General features: G+C 41.0%; 25 protein-coding genes. 4 read left to right on the top strand and 21 right to left on the bottom strand.

Annotated features, from left to right (window positions below; translation table 11 throughout):
• Positions 1 to 69 precede the first annotated feature (69 nt).
• From hemE to hemA, 9 genes are read right to left on the bottom strand one after another with little or no spacing between them, the layout of a single operon-like run.
• Positions 70 to 1092, bottom strand: a complete 1023-nt coding sequence (gene hemE / locus AQ505_RS04315; protein WP_062547034.1) for a uroporphyrinogen decarboxylase — start codon at positions 1090 to 1092, stop codon at positions 70 to 72.
• A gap of 16 nt (positions 1093 to 1108) precedes the next feature.
• On the bottom strand, positions 1109 to 1255 hold the full coding sequence (locus AQ505_RS26795) for a hypothetical protein (RefSeq protein ID WP_231635021.1): 147 nt from the start codon (positions 1253 to 1255) through the stop codon (positions 1109 to 1111).
• Between the two features lie 23 nt (positions 1256 to 1278).
• The gene (locus tag AQ505_RS04310) at positions 1279 to 1623 is read right to left on the bottom strand and encodes a hypothetical protein (RefSeq protein WP_231635020.1); all 345 of its coding nucleotides are present in this window, start codon (positions 1621 to 1623) and stop codon (positions 1279 to 1281) included.
• The gene (locus AQ505_RS04305; protein ID WP_015809248.1) at positions 1623 to 2327 is read right to left on the bottom strand and encodes a response regulator transcription factor; all 705 of its coding nucleotides are present in this window, start codon (positions 2325 to 2327) and stop codon (positions 1623 to 1625) included. Before AQ505_RS04305 ends, AQ505_RS04310 begins: the two co-directional genes overlap by 1 nt.
• A gap of 5 nt (positions 2328 to 2332) precedes the next feature.
• Entirely contained in the window at positions 2333 to 3199 is an 867-nt protein-coding gene (locus AQ505_RS04300; protein WP_062547033.1) for a sensor histidine kinase, read from the bottom strand.
• A gap of 36 nt (positions 3200 to 3235) precedes the next feature.
• Positions 3236 to 4609: a glutamate-1-semialdehyde 2,1-aminomutase gene (gene hemL, locus AQ505_RS04295; RefSeq protein WP_197286295.1), complete on the bottom strand. Its 1374-nt coding sequence runs from the start codon at positions 4607 to 4609 to the stop codon at positions 3236 to 3238.
• 10 nt (positions 4610 to 4619) lie between these two features.
• A complete protein-coding gene (gene hemB, locus AQ505_RS04290; protein ID WP_062547032.1) occupies positions 4620 to 5588 on the bottom strand; it encodes a porphobilinogen synthase in 969 nt (322 codons plus the stop codon).
• 13 nt (positions 5589 to 5601) lie between these two features.
• Positions 5602 to 7185 (bottom strand): hydroxymethylbilane synthase, encoded by a 1584-nt coding sequence (gene hemC / locus AQ505_RS04285; protein WP_197286294.1) that lies wholly within the window; start codon positions 7183 to 7185, stop codon positions 5602 to 5604.
• Between the two features lie 24 nt (positions 7186 to 7209).
• Entirely contained in the window at positions 7210 to 8436 is a 1227-nt protein-coding gene (hemA, locus tag AQ505_RS04280) for a glutamyl-tRNA reductase (RefSeq protein ID WP_062547030.1), read from the bottom strand.
• Between the two features lie 173 nt (positions 8437 to 8609).
• Here hemA and AQ505_RS04275 point away from each other — a divergent pair, with 173 nt between their 5' ends.
• On the top strand, positions 8610 to 9434 hold the full coding sequence (locus tag AQ505_RS04275; protein WP_062547029.1) for an alpha/beta hydrolase family protein: 825 nt from the start codon (positions 8610 to 8612) through the stop codon (positions 9432 to 9434).
• Positions 9435 to 10005: 571 nt separating this feature from the next.
• On the opposite strand, the gene AQ505_RS04270 is transcribed toward AQ505_RS04275, so the two are convergent.
• The 6 genes from AQ505_RS04270 to AQ505_RS04245 all read right to left on the bottom strand — a co-directional run bounded on the left by AQ505_RS04270 (position 10006) and on the right by AQ505_RS04245 (position 15747).
• Complete coding sequence (locus AQ505_RS04270; protein WP_062550880.1) at positions 10006 to 10518, bottom strand: DUF2911 domain-containing protein; 513 nt, start codon at positions 10516 to 10518, stop codon at positions 10006 to 10008.
• Positions 10519 to 10577: 59 nt separating this feature from the next.
• The gene (ispG, locus tag AQ505_RS04265; RefSeq protein ID WP_062547028.1) at positions 10578 to 12545 is read right to left on the bottom strand and encodes a (E)-4-hydroxy-3-methylbut-2-enyl-diphosphate synthase; all 1968 of its coding nucleotides are present in this window, start codon (positions 12543 to 12545) and stop codon (positions 10578 to 10580) included.
• Between the two features lie 63 nt (positions 12546 to 12608).
• On the bottom strand, positions 12609 to 13229 hold the full coding sequence (locus tag AQ505_RS04260) for an RDD family protein (protein WP_062547027.1): 621 nt from the start codon (positions 13227 to 13229) through the stop codon (positions 12609 to 12611).
• 62 nt (positions 13230 to 13291) lie between these two features.
• Positions 13292 to 14236 (bottom strand): LiaF transmembrane domain-containing protein, encoded by a 945-nt coding sequence (locus tag AQ505_RS04255; RefSeq protein ID WP_062547026.1) that lies wholly within the window; start codon positions 14234 to 14236, stop codon positions 13292 to 13294.
• 28 nt (positions 14237 to 14264) lie between these two features.
• A complete protein-coding gene (locus AQ505_RS04250; protein WP_062547025.1) occupies positions 14265 to 15023 on the bottom strand; it encodes a PspC domain-containing protein in 759 nt (252 codons plus the stop codon).
• A 34-nt stretch (positions 15024 to 15057) separates the two neighbouring features.
• Positions 15058 to 15747 carry an SDR family oxidoreductase gene (locus AQ505_RS04245; RefSeq protein WP_062547024.1) on the bottom strand — a complete coding sequence of 230 codons (690 nt, stop codon included), beginning with the start codon at positions 15745 to 15747 and terminating at the stop codon, positions 15058 to 15060.
• A gap of 185 nt (positions 15748 to 15932) precedes the next feature.
• On the opposite strand from AQ505_RS04245, the gene AQ505_RS04240 reads away from it, so the two are divergent.
• From AQ505_RS04240 to AQ505_RS04230, 3 genes are read left to right on the top strand one after another with little or no spacing between them, the layout of a single operon-like run.
• Positions 15933 to 16667: an MlaE family ABC transporter permease gene (locus tag AQ505_RS04240; RefSeq protein ID WP_062547023.1), complete on the top strand. Its 735-nt coding sequence runs from the start codon at positions 15933 to 15935 to the stop codon at positions 16665 to 16667.
• Complete coding sequence (locus AQ505_RS04235; protein WP_062547022.1) at positions 16664 to 17416, top strand: ABC transporter ATP-binding protein; 753 nt, start codon at positions 16664 to 16666, stop codon at positions 17414 to 17416. The genes AQ505_RS04240 and AQ505_RS04235 overlap by 4 nt, the downstream gene beginning before the upstream one ends.
• Before the next feature lie 13 nt (positions 17417 to 17429).
• On the top strand, positions 17430 to 18317 hold the full coding sequence (locus AQ505_RS04230; protein ID WP_062547021.1) for a class I SAM-dependent methyltransferase: 888 nt from the start codon (positions 17430 to 17432) through the stop codon (positions 18315 to 18317).
• A gap of 96 nt (positions 18318 to 18413) precedes the next feature.
• Here the strand turns inward: AQ505_RS04230 and AQ505_RS04225 are convergent, their stop codons facing one another.
• The 6 genes from AQ505_RS04225 to AQ505_RS04200 all read right to left on the bottom strand — a co-directional run bounded on the left by AQ505_RS04225 (position 18414) and on the right by AQ505_RS04200 (position 25945).
• On the bottom strand, positions 18414 to 19442 hold the full coding sequence (locus AQ505_RS04225) for a hemin-degrading factor (protein WP_062547020.1): 1029 nt from the start codon (positions 19440 to 19442) through the stop codon (positions 18414 to 18416).
• Positions 19443 to 19447: 5 nt separating this feature from the next.
• The gene (locus AQ505_RS04220; RefSeq protein ID WP_062547019.1) at positions 19448 to 20230 is read right to left on the bottom strand and encodes a heme ABC transporter ATP-binding protein; all 783 of its coding nucleotides are present in this window, start codon (positions 20228 to 20230) and stop codon (positions 19448 to 19450) included.
• Entirely contained in the window at positions 20231 to 21277 is a 1047-nt protein-coding gene (locus tag AQ505_RS04215) for a FecCD family ABC transporter permease (protein ID WP_231635019.1), read from the bottom strand. It abuts the gene before it with no gap.
• A complete protein-coding gene (locus AQ505_RS04210; protein ID WP_062550879.1) occupies positions 21274 to 22134 on the bottom strand; it encodes a heme/hemin ABC transporter substrate-binding protein in 861 nt (286 codons plus the stop codon). The genes AQ505_RS04215 and AQ505_RS04210 overlap by 4 nt, the downstream gene beginning before the upstream one ends.
• Before the next feature lie 90 nt (positions 22135 to 22224).
• Entirely contained in the window at positions 22225 to 23646 is a 1422-nt protein-coding gene (locus AQ505_RS04205; protein ID WP_062547018.1) for an HmuY family protein, read from the bottom strand.
• A 22-nt stretch (positions 23647 to 23668) separates the two neighbouring features.
• Positions 23669 to 25945 (bottom strand): TonB-dependent receptor, encoded by a 2277-nt coding sequence (locus AQ505_RS04200; protein WP_082461419.1) that lies wholly within the window; start codon positions 25943 to 25945, stop codon positions 23669 to 23671.
• Positions 25946 to 26010: the final 65 nt, after the last annotated feature.

Here is a 26010-nt window from a genome sequence, read left to right as displayed (position 1 = left end):
TTTGTTTCTTTTTTGATCATTAAAAAGGCCATCTGTAAAGCAAGCTTTAGAGATGGCCTAGATTATATATTAGTATCTGAATTCTTTAACTACTTCGATTGCATATTTCACGTTATCGAATGGGATGTCTGGCATGATACCATGACCAAGGTTAAAGATAAAACCTTTTTCACCACGCATACGCTCAAACAACTGAAGAATTGTTTTTTTGATGACCGGTTTGTCTGCATATAAGATAAACGGATCCAGGTTACCCTGAACAGCGATACCAGCAGGCAAGCTTTGTTTAATGTTTAATAAATCTGCGTTCCAGTCTACAGAGATCACATCAGGTTTTGCCTGAGCCATGATCGGTGCAAATACAGAACTGCCTTTACAGAAAGAGATCACAGGGATATCTTTTCTATTCAGATTTGCAATGATTTCCTGGATATAACGGTGAGAAAACTCCTGATAATCGTTCCATGACAATGCCATCGCCCAGCTATCAAAAATCTGAATTGCGTTTACACCAGCAGCAATCTGAAGGTTTAAATAATCCGCAGTTACTTTAGCAATTTTCGCTAATAAACGATGTGCAATTTCTGGTTGATTGTGCATCAACAGCTTGGTCAGTTTGAAATCTTTTGAAGAACCGCCTTCAACCAGATAGCTCATTACTGTAAATGGGGCACCAGCGAAACCGATTAATGGAATACTGCCATTTAAACGCTGCTGAATTACTTTAATGGCATCTGCTACATATTGCAGCTCGCCCAGGCAATCTACATTTAAGTTATCTACATCTTTCGCAGAGCGTACAGGATTGGCGAATCTTGGCCCAACACCTTGAGTAAAACTCAGGTCACCGCCCATAGCTTCTCCGGTTACTAAAATATCCGAGAAAAGGATGGCAGCATCGATACCCAGTAAATCCACTGGCAACATCGTTACATCCGCTGCAATTTCTGGCGTTTTGCACATCTCCAGGAAAGAGTATTTGTTTTTGATTTCCCAGTACTCAGGCATAAAACGGCCAGCCTGGCGCATCATCCATACCGGTGGACGTTCTGTTTGCTTCGAAAATGCGGCATCTAAAAATAACGTGTTCATCTATATTGTGTTTGTTTTATAATCGATTTGCTTCTTGCTCAATTTTACTAATGATCTCTTGTGCCCTGGGCGTGGTAGCCAGTTCCTTAGCCCTTTCAATATAGGCTCTGGTACGTTCCAGATCTTTTTTCCTCAGGGCGAGATTGGCCAAGTGGATCATCACAAAAGCTTTGTCATTCTTACCACCTAATGGAAAGCGACTGGCAATTTGAAAATGACGCTCGGCGTCTTCATACTCTTCTCTTTGAGCGCAATATTGGCGCGCATAAATTCGTAATATCCCCTTCTGTTTCGCGCTAAGCGATCCGGATTAGGCACCTCTGCCAATATCTTTTCTGTTCTTTCGTAATCCCCATTTTTAAAATACTTGGAGGCCAATAAAATCGAGCTGTGCTTGAAATGGCTCCAAATCACAAAGGCAAAGAAAAAACCGGCCAATACAGCCAGTTGAATTTGATCGTAGAAAAGGCATACTCCCGCGGCAATCACGAAGAGTGCCATGAGGGCATACCTGCCTTTATTATTGTACATTAATGAATATCTGTGAATTTATAACCTACGCCTCTGATCGAATGGAAATAAACGGGGTTTTTCTGATCTGGTTCGAAATACTTACGGAAAGTCAGGATAAAGTTATCAATCGTACGTGTCGAAGGATAAACATCATAGTTCCAAACTGTCTCTAAAATCTGCTCACGAGATACTGCTTCGTTCTTACGCTCGATCAGTAATTTCAGCAACATAGTTTCTTTCTTGGTTAAAGGAACAATTACACCGTCATCCTGTTTCAATTCAAAAGAGTTGAAGTAGATGGTTTTATCACCGATTTTATAAGAGTTAATTTCTTTCAGGTCATCAGCTTTCATGCTGCGTTTCACCAAAATACCTACTCTAAGAATCAGTTCTTCCAGGTTGAAAGGTTTAACCAGATAATCATCAGCACCTTTTTTCAATCCCATTACACGGTCTTCACTTGTATTTTTCGCCGTAAGGAAAAGGATAGGTACTTCTGTATTTTCTAATCTGATGGTTTCACAAACCTGGAATCCATCCATTTCAGGAAGCATTACATCCAGAATGATCAGGTTAAAACGTTCTTCTTTAAAAACTTTTAAAGCCGTCTTACCATCTTTTACTGCATGAACTTTATAACCTTCCAGTTCAAGGTTCAATTTTATAGCATCTAACAAGTGGTCTTCATCTTCGACCAGTAATATTCTTAATTTCTGTTGCATAATGATCAACTAAATGTAATTTCAAAAATAGCACCATGCGGTACGTTATCTCTAACGCTAATATCAGCGTCGTGCATTTGTAATACTTCCTTAACAATAAACAGGCCTAATCCTGTTCCTTTTGATTTTCTTACATTCTCATTACCAACGCGATAAAATTTATCAAAAATCAACATTTTTTCCTGATCTGGAATACCTGGACCCTTGTCGGAAACCTTTAAAAAGGGGTGTCCATCTTTCACTGTCAATTCGACATCTATTTCCGCACATGGACCTGAATATTTGACAGCATTCTCGATAAGATTCGTCACAACAGAGGATAAAGAGAACTGATCTCCAACTACCTTTATGCCTGGTGTGATTGCTAGAGTAATTACCTGTTCGCAGCCACAGGAGTGGATCTGCAGGCGATCTGTCACCTTAGTCACCAGCTCTGAAAAATCAAACTCTTCTTTCGGAAAAGATAAAGAGCCATTCTCTATTTTCGTGGCCAACAGCATATTTTCAACCAGGTCATCCAAACGCTCAATGTCCTTTAAGGAATTGTTCAATAGCGAAGTTTGTCTGGCTTTATCAAGGTCGCGTTTGATGATCGTTTGAACAGACAATTTAATGGCTGCCAAAGGCGATTTTAGTTCATGCGTTACAGAAAGTAAAAAGTTCTGCTGCTGTTCTCTTAAACGGTCTTCTTTTTTAATCGACTGGTGTAAAAAGTAGGCACCTACACACAGTAAAAAAAGGAATACAGATCCCTCTCCCATGACCATAGCCATTCTGGCAGGCTCCAATCTTACTACCAATGCTCCCCAGGAGATCAACTGTACCAACGAGTACAGTAACATAAAATAAAAGATGACAATTGATTTCTTCAAAGCAGCAGTTTTATACTATTTAAATATACGCTATAATTACTTATTTCTGAAAACCACATCAAGACTGTCGAAGATGGCTCTTTTCGCTTTCTCCAATTCAATTTTAGTGTGTGCAGCAGACACAAAACCTACTTCATATCCTGAAGGACCTAAGTAAATGCCTCTGTTCAACAACTCTCTGTGCATCAGTTTAAATTTCTCCATGCTTGCCGGATCGATATCCTCAGCGCTTTGGATTTTATCTTTATCTGTAAAGGCCATCCAGAAGATAGAACCTACGTGGAATACTTTCAGCTTGTAGTTTCTGGCTGTTGCAAAACGCTGAATGCTCTCTGCAAATTCTGTCGCCTTATTGTTTAACTCTTTGTAAAAACCTGAACGCAATAACTCCGTTAATTGAGCGATACCTGCAGCCATTGCTACCGGATTTCCCGATAAAGTACCTGCCTGATAAACGCCGCCATCCGGAGAAATATGACCCATGATTTCTGCTGAAGCACCATACATACCGACTGGCAATCCACCACCGATAATCTTACCATAAGTAACAATATCAGGTTTCACCCCATAATAGGCTGCAGCACCTTCAAAACCGATTCTGAATCCAGTGATCACCTCATCAAAAATCAATAATGCTTTATTTTCTTTACAAATTTGCTCAAGGAATTTGATGTATTCAGCATCCTGCATTAACAAACCGTTATTTGCTGGAATACCCTCAATAATTACCGCAGCAACCTCATCTTTAAACTGCTCGAAAGCTGCTTTTATGGCTTCTGTATCATTCAAAGGAATCACAATCGTTTCCTGAGCGAATGATTTAGGAACACCTGCAGAAGAAGTTTCACCGAAAGTAACGAGGCCTGAACCTGCTTTTACCAATAATGAATCGGTATGACCATGGTAACAGCCTTCAAACTTGATGATTTTATCTTTTCCGGTATAACCACGTGCCAGTCTGATCGCCGACATAACGGCTTCAGTTCCTGAGCTTGTGAAACGGATTTTCTCTACGAATTTGTTGTTTTTAATGATCAGTTCTGCAAGCTCGTTTTCCAATGCGGTAGGTGCGCCGAAGCTCATTCCACTCTGCATCACTTCCGTTACTTTTTCCCTCACCTTAGCGTTGTTATGACCCAAAATTAATGGACCCCAGCTTCCGCAAAAATCTATAAATTGATTACCATCGGCATCCCATACGAAACAGCCATCTCCTTTTTGAATAAACAAAGGAGTGCCATATACTGATTTAAAAGCTCTCACTGGAGAATTTACCCCTCCAGGGAAATAGTTTTTTGCTTTTTCATACAGTTCTGCCGATTTTTCTCTCGAAATATCAGGTTTACTACCAGTATTCACTGGCATTTCGCCTTCATTTCCTGAAAACATTTTTTTTAAAGATTCTAACATATTTTTTTACTTACAACCAATTCTTTTCAACCATATCCCTGATGTGATAAGTAGTAATGATACTTGCACCTGCACGCGCAAAGGCATGCATGGTTTCCATCACTACTTTCTGCTCATCAATCCATCCTTTTTCCGCAGCCGCCTTCACCATTGAGTATTCTCCCGACACGTTATAACAAGCAATCGGCAAATCTGTATGCTGTTTCAGGTTGTGCATTACATCCAGGTAAGCCAAAGCTGGCTTCACCATCAATACATCTGCGCCTTCACTTTCATCCAGTAAAGCCTCTCTAAGCGCTTCGTTACCGTTTCTAAAGTCCATCTGATAAGCTTTTCTGTCGCCTTTACTAGGCGCACAATCTGCCGCTTCACGGAAAGGACCGTAATAAGCAGAAGCAAATTTTGTAGCGTGCGACATGATTGCCGTGTTTACAAAACCCTGTCCATCCAATAAATGTCTCATTGCGGAGATCCTGCCATCCATCATATCTGACGGTGCCAGCATATCTGCACCTGCTTCCGCATGTGCCAATCCCATTTTAGCAATCACTTCCACTGTAGGATCGTTCTGAACGTAATCGTCCTTCATAATCCCACAATGACCATGAGTGGTATAAGAACAAACGCAAACATCAGTTACGACGTACAAATCTTCTCCAAAGTTTTTCTTTAACAGGCGAACTGCCGAAGGAACCAGTGAATGATCATGATATGCTGATGCGGCATCTTCAGATTTCTCATCACCTACACCAAAAAGCATGATCTTGTTTACACCTAGCTTTAATCCCTTTTCCACATCCTTCAATAAAGTATCTTCAGAAAAATGGCTGATGCCTGGCATTGCTCCTAAAGGATGTACTACATTTTTTCCTGGTACTACAAAGTATGGAAAAATGAACATGTCTTTAGATAACCTCGTTTCAGCTACCATTTCCCTCACTAAAGGATTCTTTCTCAATCTACGCGGACGGTGCACCATATTAAATTTACTTTTATTGTTTTATATCTATTCCGAATACTGCTTCTGCCAATCCGATCTCATCAGGAGAATAAGGCTGAGTATAGGTTACGCCCATCTCATCAAATTTCTTTCCTGTAGAATTTCCGATGGCAATAACCTGCTGTCCCGGTTCTAATAAGTTTTCTACAAAATAAGCATCAACATTAGAAGGGCTGGTAAAGATCAGCACCTCTGCATACGTCTGGTCTACCTCTTCTTCAATTACAGTCTCATAAATTGGCAGATCCACCACTTTCGTATCCGGTGTTAACGCTTTTTGTATGCTCTGTAATGAATCCTGTGCTCTTGGGAACAATACAGTTTGTCCTGCTACCAATTTGGCGAAAATCTCAGCTACCTCATCAATATCACCACCTTCACCTACATAGTCTGCCAGGTATCCGGCTTTTCTCAATGAATCTTCAGAACCTCTTCCTGCTACGCCAAATTTCACATGTTTAGGCAATAAAGGTTTCAATGCGAAGAAATATTCCACGCTATTGCGGCTGCTAAAGAAAATCCAGTTGAGGTGTTTCAGGTAGAAAGGATCCAATACGGTTACGATTGGGAACGTACGGATCAATGATCTGCCTTCAATTTCAATATTATGTTTTTCTAATGCTTTTCTAAAATAGCTATGTTCACCAATTTCTCTGGAGATAAACACCTTTGCAGGTAATTTCCTATCAGTACTAAATTTAGCAACAATCTTTTCGGCTACACCTTCCAGGCTTTCCTCGCGACAAAAGAAACGGTCAGGGAAATGTTCATCAGTTTCCGCTTTGGAAGTCCAGATTTCATACATTCCATCTTCTTTTTTGCAGTAACATCCCAAAGGCATGTGACAGCCACCTTCAAAAAGGTTCAACACCTTACGTTCTACACCAATGGCATCGATCGTTTCCTGATGGTTTAGTTTTTTCAATAATTCCGCCAGCTCATGATCATTTTCTCTGATCTGGATGGCTAAAGCGCCTTGTGCAGGGGCTGGAACTAATTCAGTAGTATCTACTACTTCTACATGGAATTCTGAAAGGTCGATATTTAGACGATTTACACCAGCTTTCGCCAATAAAATTGCATCATAATCTTCATCTCTTAACTTTTGAATCCTTGTAGGCACATTACCTCTTAAATCTTCAATATTCAGGTCAGCGCGAAGGGAAAGCATTTGCGCTTTACGTCTGTTGGAAGAAGTACCCACCATTGCTCCTGTTTTCAGGGAGAGTTTTTGCTTGATGTCTACACAATCTTTCAGGATCAATAACAGCTCTGAGGGATCCTCACGCTCTGTTACCGCTGCAATGGTTAAACCAGCAGGGTGTGTAGTTGGTAAATCTTTATGGGAGTGTACGGCTATATCAATGGTACCACCTAAAAGCTCTTCTTCCAGCTCTTTGGTAAAAAAACCTTTGCCTTCCAGCTTATCCAGCCTAAGGTTTAGAATTTTGTCTCCTTGAGTTTTGATGATCTTTAGTTCGGCTTCGGCACCAATCTCTGCAAGTCTATCCTTAATAAAATTGGCCTGCCATAAAGCCAGGTCGCTACCTCTCGTACCGATAATAAGTCTTTTCACGTTAATGCTATTTTTTGGGCAAATCTAGCTATTCTTTACCAATATCTCCTTTGCCATGACCATTGGAATGCTGATACATTTTTTTTCCATGTAATTCATCACTTTTTCCAACACCAATCTTGAGTTTTCATCAAGACCGCTGATCTCTTCGGCAAAGACACCATTGATAGCAGTATGCTTAATTTCCTTGATTTTCTGAGGAACACTACTCATTGCAATCTCTATCTTGCGCTGACGTAATACCAATTCAAAGTCCTTGATATTTTCTTCTATGATGTGCTCGGCATTTACCAGCTCATCATAACGTTCCTGAATATTTTTGCGTGCAATCTCTTTCAGAGATTCGACTTCTATAAAATGAATTGGGAATTCTGCGACCACTTCTGGAGCGGTATCATTAGGAATAGCTAAATCGACTATGATCTTTTTGCCAGTTTCCCCATTTAGAAGTTTTGTATAGATTTCTTTTGTGATGATGGGCTCAGTAGCACCTGTACAAGTGATGATCACATCAAATCCCTGGCTGAAGTTTTCCAGTTCAGACAGCGGGTAGGCTGTCCCATTTAATTCTTTAGCCAATACCTCTGCATTTTCAATTGTTCTGTTGAAAATCGAGAAGTTGGAATATTTATGTTTTTTAAGGTACTGAGCGATATTTTTATTGGTCTCACCCGCACCGATAATTAGCAGTCTTGAATTGCTGACAATTTTCAGGTCACGCAATTTGCGATAAGCCAGAGATACCACTGAAACCGGATTTTTAGAAATATTGGTATGGGTATAAACTTCTTTCGCCGTTTTCACCACCCTATTCATAATCATGCGCATATAATCCGCAGTAAATCCTGCCACGCGACAAGCTTCATAAGCTTTCCGCACCTGAGCAAGAATTTCTTTCTCTCCTACGACCAAACTCTCTAAAGAGCAGGAAGTACGTAATAAATGATTAAAAGCGGCTATTTGTTCATACACCACAACGTTTTCAACAAACTTATCCATGTATTCTTCAGGCAAGCCCATATTCAATACCGTAAGGAAGCGTGTAATAAAAGCTTTGTCCAGATGATGCGCAGAAGTAAACACAAATTCAACCCTGTTGCAGGTCCCGATGTAGAATATTTCTTTAACATCTAACTCCGATTGAATGTTCCTCAATCTGTCGTCTAATGTCTGCTCACATATCACCAATTTACCCAATGCTTTTAGGTCAATATGTTTATGCGTAAAAGCAATGATTTTTAAATATTCCAAAATGTCGTACTCTGTTTATTTTTAGTGTAACAAAAGTAACAACCGAAGCTTATTTCACTGTCATTATGGAGTAATTAAGAGCTATTTAAAACGATTCCAAATAAACCTAAGCTATAGAAACATCTTTTCTTTAATTTTGTTATAGAGGATGTAAAACAATAAAACACACTTACATGATTAAAAACGAGCAATTTAGCCTAACCGCCTCATCAGGGAAGCCCATAATTGGTGATTATACCGTTGATGATCAGCAGCAAAATTCGTCCATTATAATTTTCGTTCACGGCTTTAAAGGCTTTAAAGATTGGGGAGCGCATCACCTTGTTGCCCGATATTTTGCAAAAAACGGGTATCCTTATCTCAAATTTAACCTGTCGCACAGCGGAGTTAGTCCGGAAAAGCCAAATGATGTGACAGATATGGAAGCATTTGCGTCCAATACGATCAGCATGGAGCTGGCAGATTTAAACACTGTGATCAACTACATGGAACAAACCTATCACCCAAAAAACATCTACCTCATCGGTCATAGCAGAGGGGGCGGATTAGTCATACTGCAAGCAGCAAAAGATCCAAGAATTACCAAGCTCATCACCTGGGCAGCGATTGCCGATTTCTCCAGTTTATGGAAACCAGAACAGGAAAAAGAATGGGTAAAAACTGGCAAAATCTACGTAGAAAATGCAAGAACAAAAGAGAAGATGCCTTTAAACAGTACATTGCTACAAGATTTCAACTCCAATAAAGAATCATTTAACATTATCCAAGCCGCAGCGCGAGTAAAAATCCCCTGGCTCATCCTACATGGTGATGAAGATGTAAATGTCAAATTCAGTGTCGCGCAAGAACTAGCGCAGAAGCAACTAAAAGCCGAAATTCAAAAAATTGAAGGAGCAAACCATGTATTTGGCGCCAGTCATCCCTATCAGGAAACAGAACTGCCAAAACACTTACAAGAAGCCTGCGACAAGAGCCTTGAATTCCTAAAACGCAAGTAATCTAGGTCCAAATCAAGTAAAACAAAAAGGTTCAACCTCAATAAACAACTAAGGTTTAAACTCAGTAAAAAAAGTAATCAAGGTCCAAATCAAGTAAAACAAAAAGGTTCAACCTCAATAAATAACTAAGGTTTAAACTCAGTAAAAAAAGTAATCAAGGTCCAAATCAAGTAAAACAAAAAGGTCCAACCTCAATAAATAACTAAGGTTTAAACTCAGTAAAAAAATTAATCAAGGTCCAAATCAAGTAAAAAAAAGGTCCAACCTCAATAAATAACTAAGGTTTAAACTCAGTAAAAAAGTAATCAAGGTCCAAATCAAGTAAAACAAAAAGGTCCAACCTCAATAAACAACTTAGGTTTAAACTCAGTAAAAAAAGTAATCTAGGTCCAAATCAAGTAAAACAAAAAGGTTCAACCTAGCAAGCAATCAAGGTTCAAAATCTCTCTTTGCAATCACCTCCCAACGGACCTCAAATAAAAAAGAGGCTGATGAAAGAAAAGGCCTAGGAATTTTGCCCTCTTCGGGCAAAGGTTCCAGCCTTTGAATCATCAGCCTCTTTTTTAAACCTTTATTTCACACGGAAAGAAACCGATTTGTCTCCCCATAGCAACGTCACCTTACCTGATTTGTCAATTTTGAATGTCATCTGTTCCGTGAACGTCGAAGATTTTTCCGGTTTAACAGTTACGCGTAAAGCATCATCTGCTTCCGCATAATTTGTTCCCCATTGTTTCCAGGTTTTATTAAAAATAATCGTCCATTCCTTTTCTCCGGGAATCGTGTACAAACCATATTTACCTGCGGGAAGATTTTTACCTTCAACTTTGACGTCTTTGCTGACTTCAAAAGTTGTGGCTTCATTGGCACCGGTACGCCATACTTTACCATAAGGCGCAATTTCTCCACCAATTGTTCTGCCTTTCACAGAGGGCTGACTATAATCAATGGCAATAGTCACTCCAGAACTGGTAGTTTCCTTAACGTTTGCCGGCGGACTTGCTTTCTTTTTCTCCTGTGCGTTCGCATTCAGGCTGAAAAACCCTATAAAAAGGGTTAATCCTAACAATGTATTTCTTTTCATCATCTTTTGGGTTTTGATACACCTAAGATGATGAAAATTTCGGGAATAAAAAGCAACAATTAACTTACATACACCCAGTTACCATCTTCTTTAATCAGATCTATCAAATCATCCAGCGCCCGGTCTGCATTTACGTTTTTCTTAACGACTTCCTTACCCCTATAAAGTGTAATTTTCCCTGGACCTGTTCCTACGTAACCATAATCTGCATCAGCCATTTCACCTGGACCGTTCACGATACAGCCCATGATACCGATCTTGATTCCCTTCAAGTGATCCGTACGCGACCTAATCAGTTGTGTTGTTTCCTGAAGATCAAACAGTGTACGTCCACAACTCGGACAAGAGATATATTCTGTTTTAGAAATCCTCGTGCGTGTAGCTTGTAAAATACCAAAGCTGGTAGAATTCACCAATGCAAGACCTACAGATTCCGCGGCGGTAAGCCAGATTCCATCGCCCAAACCATCGGTAAACAGAGCCCCAGTATCTGTAGCAGCGTACAACATTAAGTCATCCGCATTCAACTCTGGGTAATTTCTTCTGATAATTACCGGAAGCTGAATCTTATCATTTAACAGCTGAATAAAGAAGGCGCGCTGTGCGGCCGTACCATGATCGGCAGTGGTTTCCAAGACCAATACTACGTTATCTTTATCTTTCAACAGCGACAAGTCTACCTCCTGATTGGCATCCACGCTGATCAGATTTAGCTGTGCATCTTTTACTACGGCTTCCTGATATTCAGCAAGGCTCATTAAAGGGTGACTATTGTGCTTATCTTTCAGATTTAACCAGGTATGGTAATTATAGATTTGCTTCAGGTTGCCAGGAAATGAAAATGAAGGAAGTGCATCGCCCAGATAAACAAGATCACAAGCTTGATCTGCCATATTGTATTTATCCAGTCCTGCACTATATTTATACCCGACAGCGGTTAAGAAGTAAGGATCTTTTAAATTTTCTTTTGATACATCCAGCATCACAATTGGATGATGATGCCCACCGATATGCTGCACAGGGGCAGTCACCCTTCGATTGTACTCATAGGGTTGGTAAGGCAGGTTTTTGATGGTGATTTTTTCGCGCTCCGGGCTTAGCGAAGTATTTAAAGCTCTCTTTTCATAACGCATAGCCATTGCTTTCGCTACTGGTGCTTCGAATTCAGGATCTTCAGTCAGGGAAACACGGATTGTATCTCCTAAACCATCTTCCAGCAAAGTACCAATGCCTACAGCCGATTTAATCCTGCCATCTTCGCCGTCTCCGGCCTCAGTTACACCGAGGTGTAAAGGATAATTCATCCCTTCTTTCACCATCGTTTCTACGAGTAAGCGGTAAGCCTGTACCATCACCTGCGTGTTACTCGCTTTCATCGAAATCACCAGGTTATAATAGTTTTGCGCCTCGCACATGCGGATAAACTCCATTGCCGACTCTACCATTCCTCTTGGGGTATCACCATAATGGCTCATGATCCGATCTGATAAAGAGCCGTGATTGGTACCTATCCTCATGGCCGTACCATACTCTTTACAGATTTTCACTAAGGGGATGAACTTCTTATAGATCCTGTCCAGTTCTGCCTGATAGGCTTGCTGAGTATATTCTATATTTTCAAATTTCTTCTTATCCGCGTAATTACCTGGGTTTACCCTTACCTTCTCTACAATCCTTGCTGCAGATTCTGCAGCATTTGGTGTAAAATGGATATCGGCAACCAGGGGTACATGGTACCCACGGTAACGCAGTTCTTTCTTGATGTTGGCTAGATTTTCCGCTTCTTTGATACTTGGCGCTGTAATACGTACATATTCACAGCCAGATTCTACCATGCGGATGGTTTGTTCTACAGTACCAATCGTGTCCATCGTATCTGTTGTGGTCATCGATTGTATCCGGATTGGATTTAATCCACCCATAGGCACATCACCGATGTTCACCTCACGGGTTAAAAACCTAGAATATTGGGTTAAACTATTGCAATACCCACCAATTAACTCTTTTTGAACAGCTGCTTCTTCCATCAATTTAAGATACCAACATCAACTTACGATGTAAATATGAAGCAAAGATAAAGATTATGTTGGTTAAATCAGTCTATCCTTCACCACAAGTGTGTCTGCAATCAGGTCATGAAAACACTGTTGTTTCCGATTTAGGAAACTATACAGATAGCCAAAGAAAACGGGAAGCACCGACAAAATTTTCGCGGCATTCCTTCCATAGGATTTCTCCAGGCTAATGCGGTTTCCTTTGATATCTGTCACCTGTATATTCAACAAGGCCTTTCCGAGTGTTGCCTGTTTAATTCCGGCTTCTGCGATGCTGCCATAGAAGAATTTGGCGATGGGGATCAGCGGCAAGCCGATAACAATTGCAGCGATGCGTTCTGTTTTTTCCGAGATAAAAGCAAAGCTGATCAGCACTAAAACTGCGTAGCCGATGGTCATCAAAAAATAATCAATCACACTGGCCAGCAGGCGCTGGTCAAAAGAAGCAAAATACTGGGGTGCGGTCTTGGTGTAAGTAAAACCAAGAAGCTCACGAAGTTCTGCGAACTCCTGAGCTTCTTTATAATCGTCCATTCCAGGCTTCCTGACAAATGTTCCTGGGAGGATGGACAAAGTTTTCAGCATATCTAAAGCATACGGCCCCGTTGGTTTTCCGTTGATCACAACGGTATATTCTGGGCTACCCCCCTTTTCCATGCTTTATTATTTTATATATATAGTATTGATAAAAATGGCAAACCATCTTTTAATTTCCGGCACTAATTACGTTTAACTTCAAAGTTACTCAATCCACCGTCCAGATTAATAAAAATCTTGTTGGTTGAACTGGCATAATTTGGTGTCTCATAAGTACCATCTTTCAGCTTTGTAAATCCAGTGAAATCCTTTGCTGAAAGTCCGGTTTTGGTTTTTATCCTGCAGCCAGATTCTGTTGGCACACTAATTTTTACATCAGCAATCCCTGTTTTCACATTCACATCAGTGATTGGCAGCAGACTGCCAAATTTAATGTCCAATGCCGCAGCACCACCATCAAAGTTAAAGTTACGCACTTTATAATCGGTAAAATCGAAATCCACTTCTCCGGCACCCATATTCATGTGCAGGTCCCATTCCGGATTTTTATTCAAATGAAAGTCTACATCATTTCCTCCGTCATTCATGCTCCATCCTTTACCTTTCATTTTGAAAGTAACCGTGGTGGAACTATCTGTCGTACTTTTACTCAGCGAAAACTCACCTGCTTTTTTCTGTACACGTGCCTGCAGCAGGCTATCTGTTGCACCTTTCAGTTCAAAAGAAGTACCTCCACCAGAGATGTTCAGCACTACCTTTTTACCCAGACTATCCGTATAAGGCTCAGAGAAGTTCAGCTCTTCATATTTTTTATCATTGTCATTTTCATCGGTATTGATTTCTGCACTCAACTCGTCTCCCAGCCAATTTCGACCATCATTTGGTCTTTGCTGCCCTTTCACGAACAGCATTGACAAGGTGACTACTAAAACGGCTATAGATACAATCCCGCCAACCTGTGATTTATTCCTGCTAAAAAGGATGTTTACCCCTGCAATGATCAGGAAGATCGGCCAGAAGCGGATCACACTGCGCCAGTAAAAATCAATAATATGAAAATTCTCCAGAAGTAATACGCCGCCTATAAACAACAGCACGATACCCCACATTATTCTATCTGTCTTCATCTGTCTAAATTTATAAAATGAAAAATCCTTACAATTGATCACGTTTGGTAAACCTGTCGTCTACAGGTGGCACTGTTCCTTCCGTACCTGCATCAGGTGTTGAAGGTGCTGCCGAATCACTAGGCCATGAATTAACCGGAGTTACAGGTGCTTCAGGATTTACTGCTGCATCTCCATTAAAACCCCTGCTCTGCTGTTCTTTCCAATTTTCCCAGGCATTTTTATTCTTCCCTTTCATGATGAAACTCGCACCAATAGCCACGAATACCAATGGCCATAATTTACCCAGGCTAAACCAGAATGGGATGATATCAAACTCATTCATCAGGAAGTAAATCCCGATCACCAGCAGGAACAAGCCCCCTACTGTTCTCCCGGTTTCATTATTTGTTTTCGGGAATACTTTATTCAAATCTTCAGCTTTAGCACCAAAGTTAAATGGATCTTCATTTATTGTAGATGAAGTCCAGCTGCTTGATGAAGCCGGCTGCTCTGGTTTTGGTGCTGGCGGAGCTTGTGAAAAACTCCCTGGCGTACTAAAAGGATTATTGGGCTGTCCTTTAAAAAAGTCGTTGAATTTGGAGAACCGTTTTGTAGGGTCATTATTTACAGGAACAATAATCCACATCACAATGTACACCAATACCCCTGTACCCACCAAAAATATGGTCGATAGCACAAACAATAGTCTGATAATGGTTACATCAACCTCCATATACTCCGCAATTCCCGAGGAAACACCAGCTAAAACTTTATCGTGTTCATTTCTAAATAATCGCTTTTCCATAATTCTATCCTCCTTTTCTTATTTATATTTTTCTTTAAAACTGTAACGGCTTTAAGGTTACTTCATCAACATTTACACCGGCACTTAGGTTTAAAATACTGTATATTGTATTTGCAATATCTTCCGGCTGCACAAAACGCTCCGCAGGGATTGCTGTCCCTTCCCATGAAGACGTTAAGGTGGAACCTGGCAAAATTGCCGTCACTTTAACATTATACTTCGATAACTCCTCCCGGCATACATCATTAAGACTAAGCAAGGCTGATTTAGTTACACTGTAGCTACCTGCATTTGGCACGATTTCTTTACTGGCTACCGAGCAGATATTAAAAATATGCCCTGAGTGTTGATCAGACATGATTTTGCCGAAGTATTTAGAAAGATAATAAGGTGCCAAGAGGTTCAGATTCAACTGTTTCTCAAAGGCATCATCGGCCTCCTCCAGCAGCACCCCCGGCAAATATACCCCTGCATTGTTGACCAATACCGAAACTTCGGAAAAGCACTTATTAACAGCCTTGCAAAAGTCAGAAACCTCTTCTTTAATCCCAAGGTCTGCAGCAAAGCTGAATACCTGAATTCCGAAAGCAGTCAATTCAGTGCTAAAAGCCTCCAATTCAGCGGCATTCCTTGCACATATCGCAATATTGTACCCCTTTTCAGCCAGTTTAATGGCAATCGCTTTTCCAATTCCTTTGGTAGCTCCTGTAATTACAGCGTTCATCTCCTATAAATTTGTCAGCAATATTACATAAAATGCCCTATAGTATATAGGCCTTATCACACTTAAACTCGCACTAAACGAGCAGTAAACGAAATATTTATTTAATAAATAAAGCAATGACCCAACAATTTTTGTTGTTTCTTTGTAGTAATATTGCATTATTACCATAGCTAATTTTTCATTAAATGAATTTCACCAATTTTGGCAGATACATACTCTTATTAAAGGCTGTTTTCAGAAAGCCGGAGAAGTTAAGCATATATATGAAGGCCATTTTCAAACAAATGGACTTTATCGGCGTAGGCTCACTCGGTCTGATTTCTATCATCTCTACCTTTATTGGTGCAGTAATGACTTTACAGATCGCCTTTCAGCTGGTTAGCGATTTCATCCCTAAAACCATTATCGGTTCTGTAAACAGAGACTCCAGTATTCTGGAACTTAGCCCAACGATTACCGCAATTGTACTGGCCGGAAAAATCGGCTCCGCCATCTCCTCAGAGATTGGTACCATGCGCGTAAGTGAGCAGATTGACGCCTTAGAAATTATGGGCATCAACTCTCCAGGATACCTGATCTTACCAAAGATCCTTGCCGGAATTACGATGGTTCCCCTATTGGTCATCATCTCGATGGTATTGAGTATCGGCGGTGGATTTATTGGTGGTACATTATCAGGTGCAGTTTCTGCGGCTGAATATATTCAAGGTATCACTACTGACTTCAACCCTTACACTATTGTAGTAGCCCTGGTTAAAGCTTTTGTATTTGGCTTTATCATTACATCTGTTCCTGCTTATGAAGGTTTTTACGTAAAAGGCGGCGCTCTGGAAGTCGCTCAGGCAAGTACCAGAGCGGTTGTAGTGAGCTGTATTACTATTTTAGCTTGTGATTACATCGTAACCCAATTATTACTATGATCGAAATCAAAGATATTTACAAATCATTCGGCAGCAATGATGTTCTAAAAGGGATTTCGGCCACATTTAAACCCGGAGTAACCAACCTGATCATCGGGGGTTCCGGTTCCGGAAAAACCACCTTATTAAAGTGTATGATAGGCTTACACCATCCTGAAAAAGGAAGTGTAGAATATGATGGACGTGAGTTCACCACCATGAACTTTGAGGAAAAGATTGAGATCCGAAAAGAAATCGGCATGCTGTTTCAGGGATCCGCACTTTTTGATTCCATGACAGTGGAAGAGAACATCATGTTCCCTTTAAATATGTTCACAGACCAGGCACGTTCTGAAAAGCTCGATCGCGTAAACTTCTGTCTGGAAAGGGTAAATCTGGTTGGCAAAAACGCCTTATTTCCTGCGGAACTTTCCGGAGGTATGAAAAAAAGAGTAGGGATCGCAAGAGCAATCGCTATGAACCCTAAATATTTGTTTGTGGATGAACCCAACTCTGGTCTGGATCCAAAAACATCTATCGTGATCGATGAGCTGATTAAAGAGCTGACCGAAGAATACAATACCACCACTGTGGTCGTGACACACGACATGAACTCCGTAATGGGAATTGGAGATTACATTCTATTCTTACACGAAGGAAAAAAATTCTGGGAAGGATCCAATAAAGAGATCGCCCATACTGACATTCAAGAACTAAATGATTTTGTTTTTGCCAGCCGCTTTATGAAAGCTGCAAAAGACAAATTTTAATACCCATATTTTTATGATAAGCCTGTTAACACCCACACACTGGAAAGATTACGAGTTGATTGATTGTGGTGATTTTGAAAAATTAGAACGCTTTGGAAACCTGATCTTATGCAGACCTGAACCTCAGGCTGTATGGAAAAAGATGATGTCTGAACAAGAATGGAAAAAATTAACCCATATCCGGTTCAAAGGTCGCTCGGCCACAACCGGCGAATGGACAAAAACCTCTGCACACCTTCCGGATCGCTGGAATGTAAACTATAAAAACGATGAAGTGAACATCAACCTTCGTTTAGGTTTAACCTCATTCAAACATGTAGGGGTATTCCCAGAGCAAGCAGTAAACTGGGATTATATCTCTTCCTGCGTGAAGAAGTTTAAAACACCAGTACCTAAAGTATTGAACCTTTTCGCTTATACTGGTGCAGCATCATTGATCGCGAAAGCAGCAGGTGCAGATACGACTCACGTAGATTCTATCAAACAGGTAGTGAACTGGGCCAATGAAAACCAGGAGCTTTCCAACCTTAAAGATGTACGCTGGGTAGTAGAAGATGCTTTGAAGTTTGTAAAAAGAGAACTGAAACGCGGTAAAAAATACAATGGTATCATCTTAGATCCACCAGCATTTGGTCATGGACCAAATGGCGAGAAATGGAAACTGGAAGACCATATTCAGGAGATGATGCAGGATGTAGTGCAGCTATTGGATGAAGAAGAACACTTCTTAATCTTAAATACCTACTCTTTAGGATTCTCTTCTGTGATTGTAGAAAACCTGATCAAAACTTCCTTTCCACAGGTTCAAAACCTGGAGACTGGAGAATTGTTCTTACAAGCTACCTCTGGCATTAAATTGCCATTGGGTGTTTTCGGAAAGTTCAATCATTTCGGCAAGTAAGCACACCTCAGCCATAAAAAACAAAGCGTCGGGGCCTAATCCGACGCTTTAAACACACCTAAACCCAAGCAACCCAATGAGGAAGGGGATAGTTCTTTAGCTGACTACAGCCAGTTCATTTGCAATAAATCTCCAGTTTTCATCTTCTGGAATGCCTGGTTTACGCTTTCCGAAAAACTGAACGATGATTTCACCTTTATGGTCAAAAACTTCAATACTGGTTACAATACCGTCTTTTGTTGGCTTTTTAACCAACCAGATCGAATCAATCGCATCCATTCTTAAATGCAGGTTAAAATCAGGATCCAATACATTGAACCATGGACCTGTTTCTACTAATTTCTTTACCAAACCTGTATGGATCTGAATACATCCTGCACTACCGGTAAATACCATAATTTGCAAGTCAGTTTCCGACGCTTTATGTAATATAGATTTCAAAGAATCTAAGGTAATCGAGAAGGCATGACCTTCCGGAGCCAAACGCAGGGCCTGAGTCCTGGTTACGGTATAAGTTTTCAAAAGGCCATGAAAATCATGTGTATCTTCCAATGCCAGCCATGCTTTCTGGAAAACTTCCACTTCAATTTCTGCATCTGGTAATTCAGCAACAGGAACTTTTGCAGCGCTGATTGCTACTGGTGTTTTTTGATCTTCAGCCGTATATTTAGCCACTAGCTCCTCATAAGCAGGCTCCAGACTATCTGCTGTCAGGTATATTTTATGTACTGCCTCTCCATCTTTCCCAAAGAATTGCAGACTTTTCCTATTGTTTTCATTTACAGCAAAACCAGAAGCCCATTGACTCATGAACAACCTCAGGTCAATATCAGGATTTACGGCAAGGCCCATGGAGCCACGGAAAGTCACTTTATGATACACTCCTTTACGTTCGTGTACGCAATTGTCATTACGTGTTAAAGCCATTACCTTTCCTAAAGCTTCTACACCTTGAAGGATTTCAGGGAATTCATCTTTTAACCGGATGGCGGTATCGCCTACCGTGGTGGCAATTAGCGCTGCTTCGGCAGTGCCTAATGCTCTGGCCGCATCTCTGATTCTTAGTTTAGGATTTTCAACTTTGAAAGCTTCCCATTGCTGTTTTAAATCTAATGTCTTTTCCATAATTCTTACTTTAATATCGTTGCTGGTACAACCAGCGGACAGTTATAACCTTCACATTCCATCAGTTTAACTTTTATACTGAAGGTTTCGTGTATATTTTCACAATTGATCACTTCTATTGGTAAGCCTTCGGCCACCTTTTTTCCCTGCTTCAGCATCATGATACGGTCTGCAAAACGGGAAGCAAAATTAATATCATGCAGGATACAAACCACACAATAACCGCGGTCAGCTAATTTCCTGGCCAGCTCCATAATCTGCTGCTGGTACAATAAATCCAGGCCATTGGTGGGCTCATCTAAAAACAAACAGGCATTCGGACTGTCGTAAATCTGTGCAATCACCCGGGCCAGCTGTACCCTTTGCTGCTCTCCACCGGAAAGCGTGTTGTAATCTCTGGAAGCCAGATGGGTAATCCCTGTTTCCTCCATCGCCTCGCGGACAATCTTGAAATCTTCTTCCGTAGGCTTTTGCTTAAAATGAGGGTAACGCCCCATTAAAACCAGCTCATTCACCTGAAAAGAAACCGACAAAGTATTGTGCTGCGACAATACCGCACGTGTTTTTGCCAGGTCTTCCAGACGGTAATCATTTAAAGCTTTATCATTGATCGAAATCGTTCCTGAAGAAGGGCGGATCTCTTTACAAAGCAATTTCATCAATGTGCTTTTTCCAGCGCCATTGGCTCCTAATATGGCCAGCAACTCCCCTTTATGGGCGTCAAAGCTCAGGTTATCCAATAACTTTTTATTCCCTACCTTAAAACTCAGTTCTCTTACCTTGATCATTTATGGGTTCGTTTTATTTCTTTCCGTAATGATGATATAAATAAATACAGGAGCACCAATCATAGCAGTCAGTATGCCTATTGGCAATTCTGCTGGTGCAACTACTGTTCTTGCAATTAAATCCGCAAGGGTAAGCAAAGCTGCACCCAGCAAAGCCGATCCTGGAATAACCAGGCGATGATCGGCAGTAAACATCATTCTTAAAATATGTGGAATAATCAGCCCGATAAAGGCGATAATTCCTGCCACTGCTACCGAAGCACCAACGGCCATCGTAGCCAGACCAATCACCAATATCTTTACCACCTTCACATTTACACCCATGTGCATCGCCTGAGCTTCACCCAATGCCAGTGCATTTAAGGATTTAGACAAAAAAGGCAAGCCCAATATCGGGATCAATACAAAAGGCAATAAAGCAGTTACTGTTGGCCAGCTTGCACCACCTAAACTGCCCAGACTCCAAAATGTAATGTTGCGGAGCTGCGCGTCTGTAGCCATATAGGTTAAGAGTCCGGTAAATGCTCCTGCCAGGGCATTGATCGCTATTCCACCCAACAACAAAGTGGTGATGATCGTTTTTCCGTTTCTCATCGCAATGCGATACACCAGCATCGTAGTTAATGCTGCACCAATAAATGCTGCTACCGACAAAGCGTAAAACCCAAGCACTCCAGTTAATTGTTTAAATATTTTAGTTTCCAGTACGATCATCACGACCGCAAACAGCGTAGCCCCTGAGGAAATACCAATCAATCCGGGTTCTGCCAATGGATTTCTGAAAAGCCCTTGAATAGCAGCACCGGAAATCCCAAGCGCAGCACCAATCAACACCCCCAGCATCACCCTTGGCAAGCGCAGGTTTAAAAATACCGCTGCCTGCTGAGACTCAAAATTCTGATGTCCGGAAAGCCCGGTATGGTAAGCAATGATGGACATTAATTCAGAAAAACTAATGGGCACCGCCCCCACACAAGACGAAATGACCATCGTTAAAATTAAAACGATGGTTAAACTCAAAAGAATATATCCTGTTTTTTTGATCACTTTATCTTTTCTGCTAATGAAGTTACCGCCTGGCCTAATCGCGGACCGAAACTGGTCAGCATTTCACCTTGCATAGTTACTATTCTTTTATTCTTTCCTGCATTGGTTTCGGCTACCCCCTGCACTTTTAACAGTCCTGGAATACCTCCTAAACTTTCTAATCCGTCGTCAAATAACAACAGCACATCAGGATTTGCTTTCACCAATGCCTCAGAAGTTAAAGGCTTGTATTCTTCAAATTCAGTGATGGCGTTCACACCGCCGGCCATTTCAATCACCTTTTCTACCGGTGTTCCTGTACCGCCAACCATCATTGTTCCCGTACCACGGGCATAAATGAACAGCACTTTAGGTTTTTTAGTGTTATTGACATGCGCTTGCGCTTCGGCCAATTGCGTTTCAAAGGCTTTCGCCAGTGAATCCGCTTTTGCCGTATACTGAAGGCTATCTGCCACCGCATGGATCAACTTTTTTGTGCCTTCTGCAGTAAACTCCTGATCGAAAAGGATCAATCGGATTCCTGCTGCTTTAAACTGCGTAGCCAGCTGCGGGCTCATTTCTTTCGCCATGCCTATTACGATATTTGGTTGTAGGGATAATACACCTTCTGCATTAATTCTCCGGTTGTGTCCTACTTTAGGCTTGCTTTTCAGGCTCTCCGGATAATTGCTGGTGATATCTGTCCCTACAATATTTTTCTCCAGACCAAGGCCGGCAACAATCTCAGAAATCGTTCCATTTAGGGAAACAATTTTGACACTATCCAGCTGCTGATCGGATGTTTTTTTGTCTGCACCGGCATTACAGGCACTCAGTGCCCATACGCTACAGCACAAAATAATCAGTTTATATTTCATATTTTTCTTTTTAAAATCTGAATGAGCTACGAAAAAAGGTGAGCTTCCGGCATCCACCGGAAGCTTCCTACAACCTAAACTAACCAAATTTTAGCCCTTCTTAACGAGTACATACTCAATCACTGGCTCACCGCGTTTACCGCCATCACCAGCACCCATTGAGATGAATCTCAGTTTATATACATTTCCTGAACCGTCTTTAATCACATAGAAACGGTCCGATTTAACTCCTGTTGCAGGACTGGTAGAACGCCAGTCTGAACCAATAACATTACGATCTGCTTTGAAAGTCGTCGTTGCAATGTTGCTTTCTTTATAGTTGGCAAAAGTCACAGTGCTTGTCGCCACCTGTGCAGCCTGAACACCACCCACATTGTTTACAAAAACAATATCAGAGAAGCCGTAAGGATAAGTCGTTGCCCCTGCTGCTCCATAATAGATAGACCAGGTCCAAACCAGATCCCATTTCGCTTTTGCAGGCTCTACGTTCACTACTTTCGCCACATCGCTAAAATCAACAAACACATAGTTATTTGCTGCATCTTTAACCAGATCAATCGTTTTGAAAGTGGTTTCTTTCAATTTCGCATACTGTAAGGTATATCCTGTTCCTTTTCTCAGCACACGAATTTTCAATAAGTTGTCTAATGACAATACTGAAATATGACTGCCTCCGGAAGGATTTACGATATATACTTTATTGTCTGCATCAGTCGCAGAAACATTGGCAATCACATCTTTAGTCACATCACCATAAACATTGTCGATATTCACAAACGGATGGTCTGTAGCAGATTCAGAGGTACCTAAGGCAATAGCCAGGTCATCCAATACTACATCCGAAGCAGTTACGGTATTCAGATCGGTTTTAGCCGCTAGTTTGATTGCTGAAGTTCCATTGGTATTGTTCAATCTTACTCTGAAATCAGCTCCGGAAGCAAAACCAAGCACCCATGCATCTCTTTTCACATTGACCATTGAGTTGCTGCTTAAATCAACATACACTGAATTTAATGCACTGCTTCCAGCCTCAGTTCCGAAAATTCCTTTCAGCGTCAATTGAGATCCTTCAGAAGTAATTGAAGAGAAAGCCAGTTCTGTTTTCACTGTACTGCCCATTACTGCTGGACTTCCGGCAGCGCCAATAGTAAAGGCAATGGTTTCTGTTCCATTTAGTATGGCATTGGCTACTTTTTTCACTTTAAATGAAACACTGGTTGAACCAGCTGGAATGCTCAATGTCAAAGTATTTGAAGTTGCTGCTGGCTCAGTGGTATATTCTGTTCCGTAAGTTAAACCAGTTCCTTGAAGATTAACCGTTACCGCTACAGCAGCATCTGCTGCTCTGGCTAGGTTGATTTTCAAAACTGCTTCTGAAGCTGCAGCCTCTAAACCTTGCTTGGCAGCTTCAAAATTGATCGTATTATCTGGCAATGGTGGATCCGACTTTTTGCAGGAAACCGCCGTTGCCATCAGGGAGATCATCAAAAGGAAATGGAAAACTTTTTTCATAATATTTTTATTTTTAATTGGTTTATTTTTTAGCCCAGTTCATTGTTAATCCCAGGAAGTAAGAACGTCCATAGCCAAATGGATTGCTGCCATCATTCGTATGTGCACCCTCTTCTACACCAGTAGCGCGGATTCTGGTCACATCTAACAGGTTTCTTACTCCTCCGTTAATGCTCAGGTATTTATTAATGGTTTTATTTAAAGTCAGGTCTGCGATATGAAAAGCAGCCATTTTCGATAGCCTTGCAGTAGTACCGCCGGTACCCTGGCTTAATATATAGGTCGATTTCTCGCCAGTGAACTTATAGAACAAACTGATATTCGTATTGATTTTTGGTACGAGATAAGAGATATTGGAATTAATTTCTGGCGTCCATACATATTTCGGAGTATCACCCAATTGCTCTTTTTCTTCCGAATACATATTGTATTGGCCGATATAAGCAAATCCTAAACTTGCCTGTAAGCCTTTCCAGTACAGGGTATTGTTCCATTCCCCGCCAGCAGTTTTATTTTTAGCAATGTTGAGGTAGGTATTTACATTCGTGGTTCCTTCCACTAGTCCTAGATCAATTTTGTTTTTATAGTCGTTAAAAAAGCCACTCACAATCGTATTGAAGCGCAGATCTGGAGTCGTTTTTACAGCCCAGGCAAGAGAGCCATGAAAACTATTGGAGTATTCTGCTTTCAGGTCCAGGTTACCGGCGATGTCGTGGTTGGCATCTTTGTAGTAAAAATAAAGCTCTCTAAGCATAGGTGCCCTAAAGCCTCGTGCATACGATAAACGAAGGTCAAGGTCTTTATTCAATCTGATTTTTGAATGTAAGGAAGGAATAATTGGAGGCGCTTTATAGATGGAGTTTTTAGTCAGCCTGAAACCAGGTTTCAATTGAATGGCTTCATTTACCTGCCATTGTGTGGACAAGAAAAATGAATAATCATTGATCACTGGTGATCCGCTAATCCTGCCGCCCTGACCAGAATTTCTGTTATATTCAATACCTGGCTGTAAAATCATTTCCGGCGATATTTTATACTGAACAGTACCTCTAAAGAACACTGTGCCCAATTCATCCAGATCTTGTGCGCCCTGTTCTAAAGACAATGTTTCTTTGCCTGTAGCCAGTTCCAAATCCGTTGATAAAGTCCGGCGGCTATAGTCTGTATAAGCGGCGGCAGCATCGATGCTCAGCTTATCATTTACCAATACAGATCCCTGTAATTGGTGGAACCAGCGTTTAGAAATGTATTCTTTATCCGATACTTTAGGTGAATTGGTCATTGGGCCTAAAAGCTTCAAACTCTCATCAGCTCCATTGAAGCGGTACCATAAATCGAATTTTCCATTTTTATATCCGGCAGCTGCCGAGGTCAGCCATTGATTTTTAGGCAACCATTCCTGTTCACGACCGGTTTTATTTCCTTGCCAGCCACCAAAATTATTACGGCTTCCGGAAGCGGCCACATTCCAGCCGTTTTTCTGCCAGTTGAAACCCAGGAACTCATTATGTGTTCCTTTTCCATCAAAGGCATCATATTCTTTGCCCGCAGTTTCTTCCTGAACTCTGGCGGTTACTGAAAAATGATCTTGTCTGCCTCTTTTGGTAATGATGTTGATCACACCAGCCATGGCATCTGTTCCGTAAATCACAGACATTGGACCTTCTACAATTTCGATACGCTCTACAGTGTTGATATCAATCTGTCCCAAACTTTCTTTACCTGTACCACGATCCATCATCGGGACACCATCCAGCAGGATTTTAATCCCTGCACCAGATACACCCATTAACTCAGGACTGCTGATTCCGGTTGGCCGATCTGTCATAAAGCGGATGCCCAACTCGGTACTTAATATGTTCTTCAACTCTGTTGCCCCCCGTAAACGGATCATTTCACTGCTAATCGTGCGGACATTATAAACAGAATTTCGTAAGGATTGTGGTTCGTACTGACCAGTAATCACTACTTCGTTAAGTTCGTAAGAATTTTCTTTTAAGCGGACTGCAGGAATTTCCTGCGACTGATTGGCCATTACCGTAACTGACTGTTCCAGTTGTTTTTTGGTAGCCGTTTGAACAACCAATACTTGTGTGCCCTGTGGAGAAAATATTTTAAAGGTTCCTTCAGCAGTAGTATAAGCAATACTTTTCAAGCCTCTGATAAAAACCAATACGTTTCCAGCTGGCCTGCCATCTGCTGTATTTACTTTTCCAGAGATAAATCCACCTTTTTCCTGAGCATTCACTGTAATGAAGAGAAAAAGAAGTAAAATAGGAAGTAACAGCAATCGTTTCATTATTCAATTATTTAGAATCATTTCAAATAGTGCTACAAGTATAAGGACTTATTTAGAATTATTCC

Source organism: Pedobacter sp. PACM 27299, assembly GCF_001412655.1.
Lineage (GTDB): Bacteria > Bacteroidota > Bacteroidia > Sphingobacteriales > Sphingobacteriaceae > Pedobacter.
The sequence above is the reverse complement of the archived record's forward strand: the minus strand, read 5'-3'. Positions and strand labels throughout refer to the sequence as shown.

Coding starts and splice junctions, on each gene's coding strand:
- hemE (WP_062547034.1), bottom strand. CDS start 1,092: ATGAACACGTTATTTTTAGATGCCGCATTTTCGAAGCAAACAGAACGT.
- AQ505_RS04310 (WP_231635020.1), bottom strand. CDS start 1,623: ATGTACAATAATAAAGGCAGGTATGCCCTCATGGCACTCTTCGTGATT.
- AQ505_RS04305 (WP_015809248.1), bottom strand. CDS start 2,327: ATGCAACAGAAATTAAGAATATTACTGGTCGAAGATGAAGACCACTTG.
- hemL (WP_197286295.1), bottom strand. CDS start 4,609: ATGTTAGAATCTTTAAAAAAAATGTTTTCAGGAAATGAAGGCGAAATG.
- hemB (WP_062547032.1), bottom strand. CDS start 5,588: ATGGTGCACCGTCCGCGTAGATTGAGAAAGAATCCTTTAGTGAGGGAA.
- AQ505_RS04275 (WP_062547029.1), top strand. CDS start 8,610: ATGATTAAAAACGAGCAATTTAGCCTAACCGCCTCATCAGGGAAGCCC.
- AQ505_RS04270 (WP_062550880.1), bottom strand. CDS start 10,518: ATGAAAAGAAATACATTGTTAGGATTAACCCTTTTTATAGGGTTTTTC.
- ispG (WP_062547028.1), bottom strand. CDS start 12,545: ATGGAAGAAGCAGCTGTTCAAAAAGAGTTAATTGGTGGGTATTGCAAT.
- AQ505_RS04260 (WP_062547027.1), bottom strand. CDS start 13,229: ATGGAAAAGGGGGGTAGCCCAGAATATACCGTTGTGATCAACGGAAAA.
- AQ505_RS04255 (WP_062547026.1), bottom strand. CDS start 14,236: ATGAAGACAGATAGAATAATGTGGGGTATCGTGCTGTTGTTTATAGGC.
- AQ505_RS04250 (WP_062547025.1), bottom strand. CDS start 15,023: ATGGAAAAGCGATTATTTAGAAATGAACACGATAAAGTTTTAGCTGGT.
- AQ505_RS04245 (WP_062547024.1), bottom strand. CDS start 15,747: ATGAACGCTGTAATTACAGGAGCTACCAAAGGAATTGGAAAAGCGATT.
- AQ505_RS04240 (WP_062547023.1), top strand. CDS start 15,933: ATGAATTTCACCAATTTTGGCAGATACATACTCTTATTAAAGGCTGTT.
- AQ505_RS04235 (WP_062547022.1), top strand. CDS start 16,664: ATGATCGAAATCAAAGATATTTACAAATCATTCGGCAGCAATGATGTT.
- AQ505_RS04230 (WP_062547021.1), top strand. CDS start 17,430: ATGATAAGCCTGTTAACACCCACACACTGGAAAGATTACGAGTTGATT.
- AQ505_RS04225 (WP_062547020.1), bottom strand. CDS start 19,442: ATGGAAAAGACATTAGATTTAAAACAGCAATGGGAAGCTTTCAAAGTT.
- AQ505_RS04220 (WP_062547019.1), bottom strand. CDS start 20,230: ATGATCAAGGTAAGAGAACTGAGTTTTAAGGTAGGGAATAAAAAGTTA.
- AQ505_RS04210 (WP_062550879.1), bottom strand. CDS start 22,134: ATGAAATATAAACTGATTATTTTGTGCTGTAGCGTATGGGCACTGAGT.
- AQ505_RS04205 (WP_062547018.1), bottom strand. CDS start 23,646: ATGAAAAAAGTTTTCCATTTCCTTTTGATGATCTCCCTGATGGCAACG.
- AQ505_RS04200 (WP_082461419.1), bottom strand. CDS start 25,945: ATGAAACGATTGCTGTTACTTCCTATTTTACTTCTTTTTCTCTTCATT.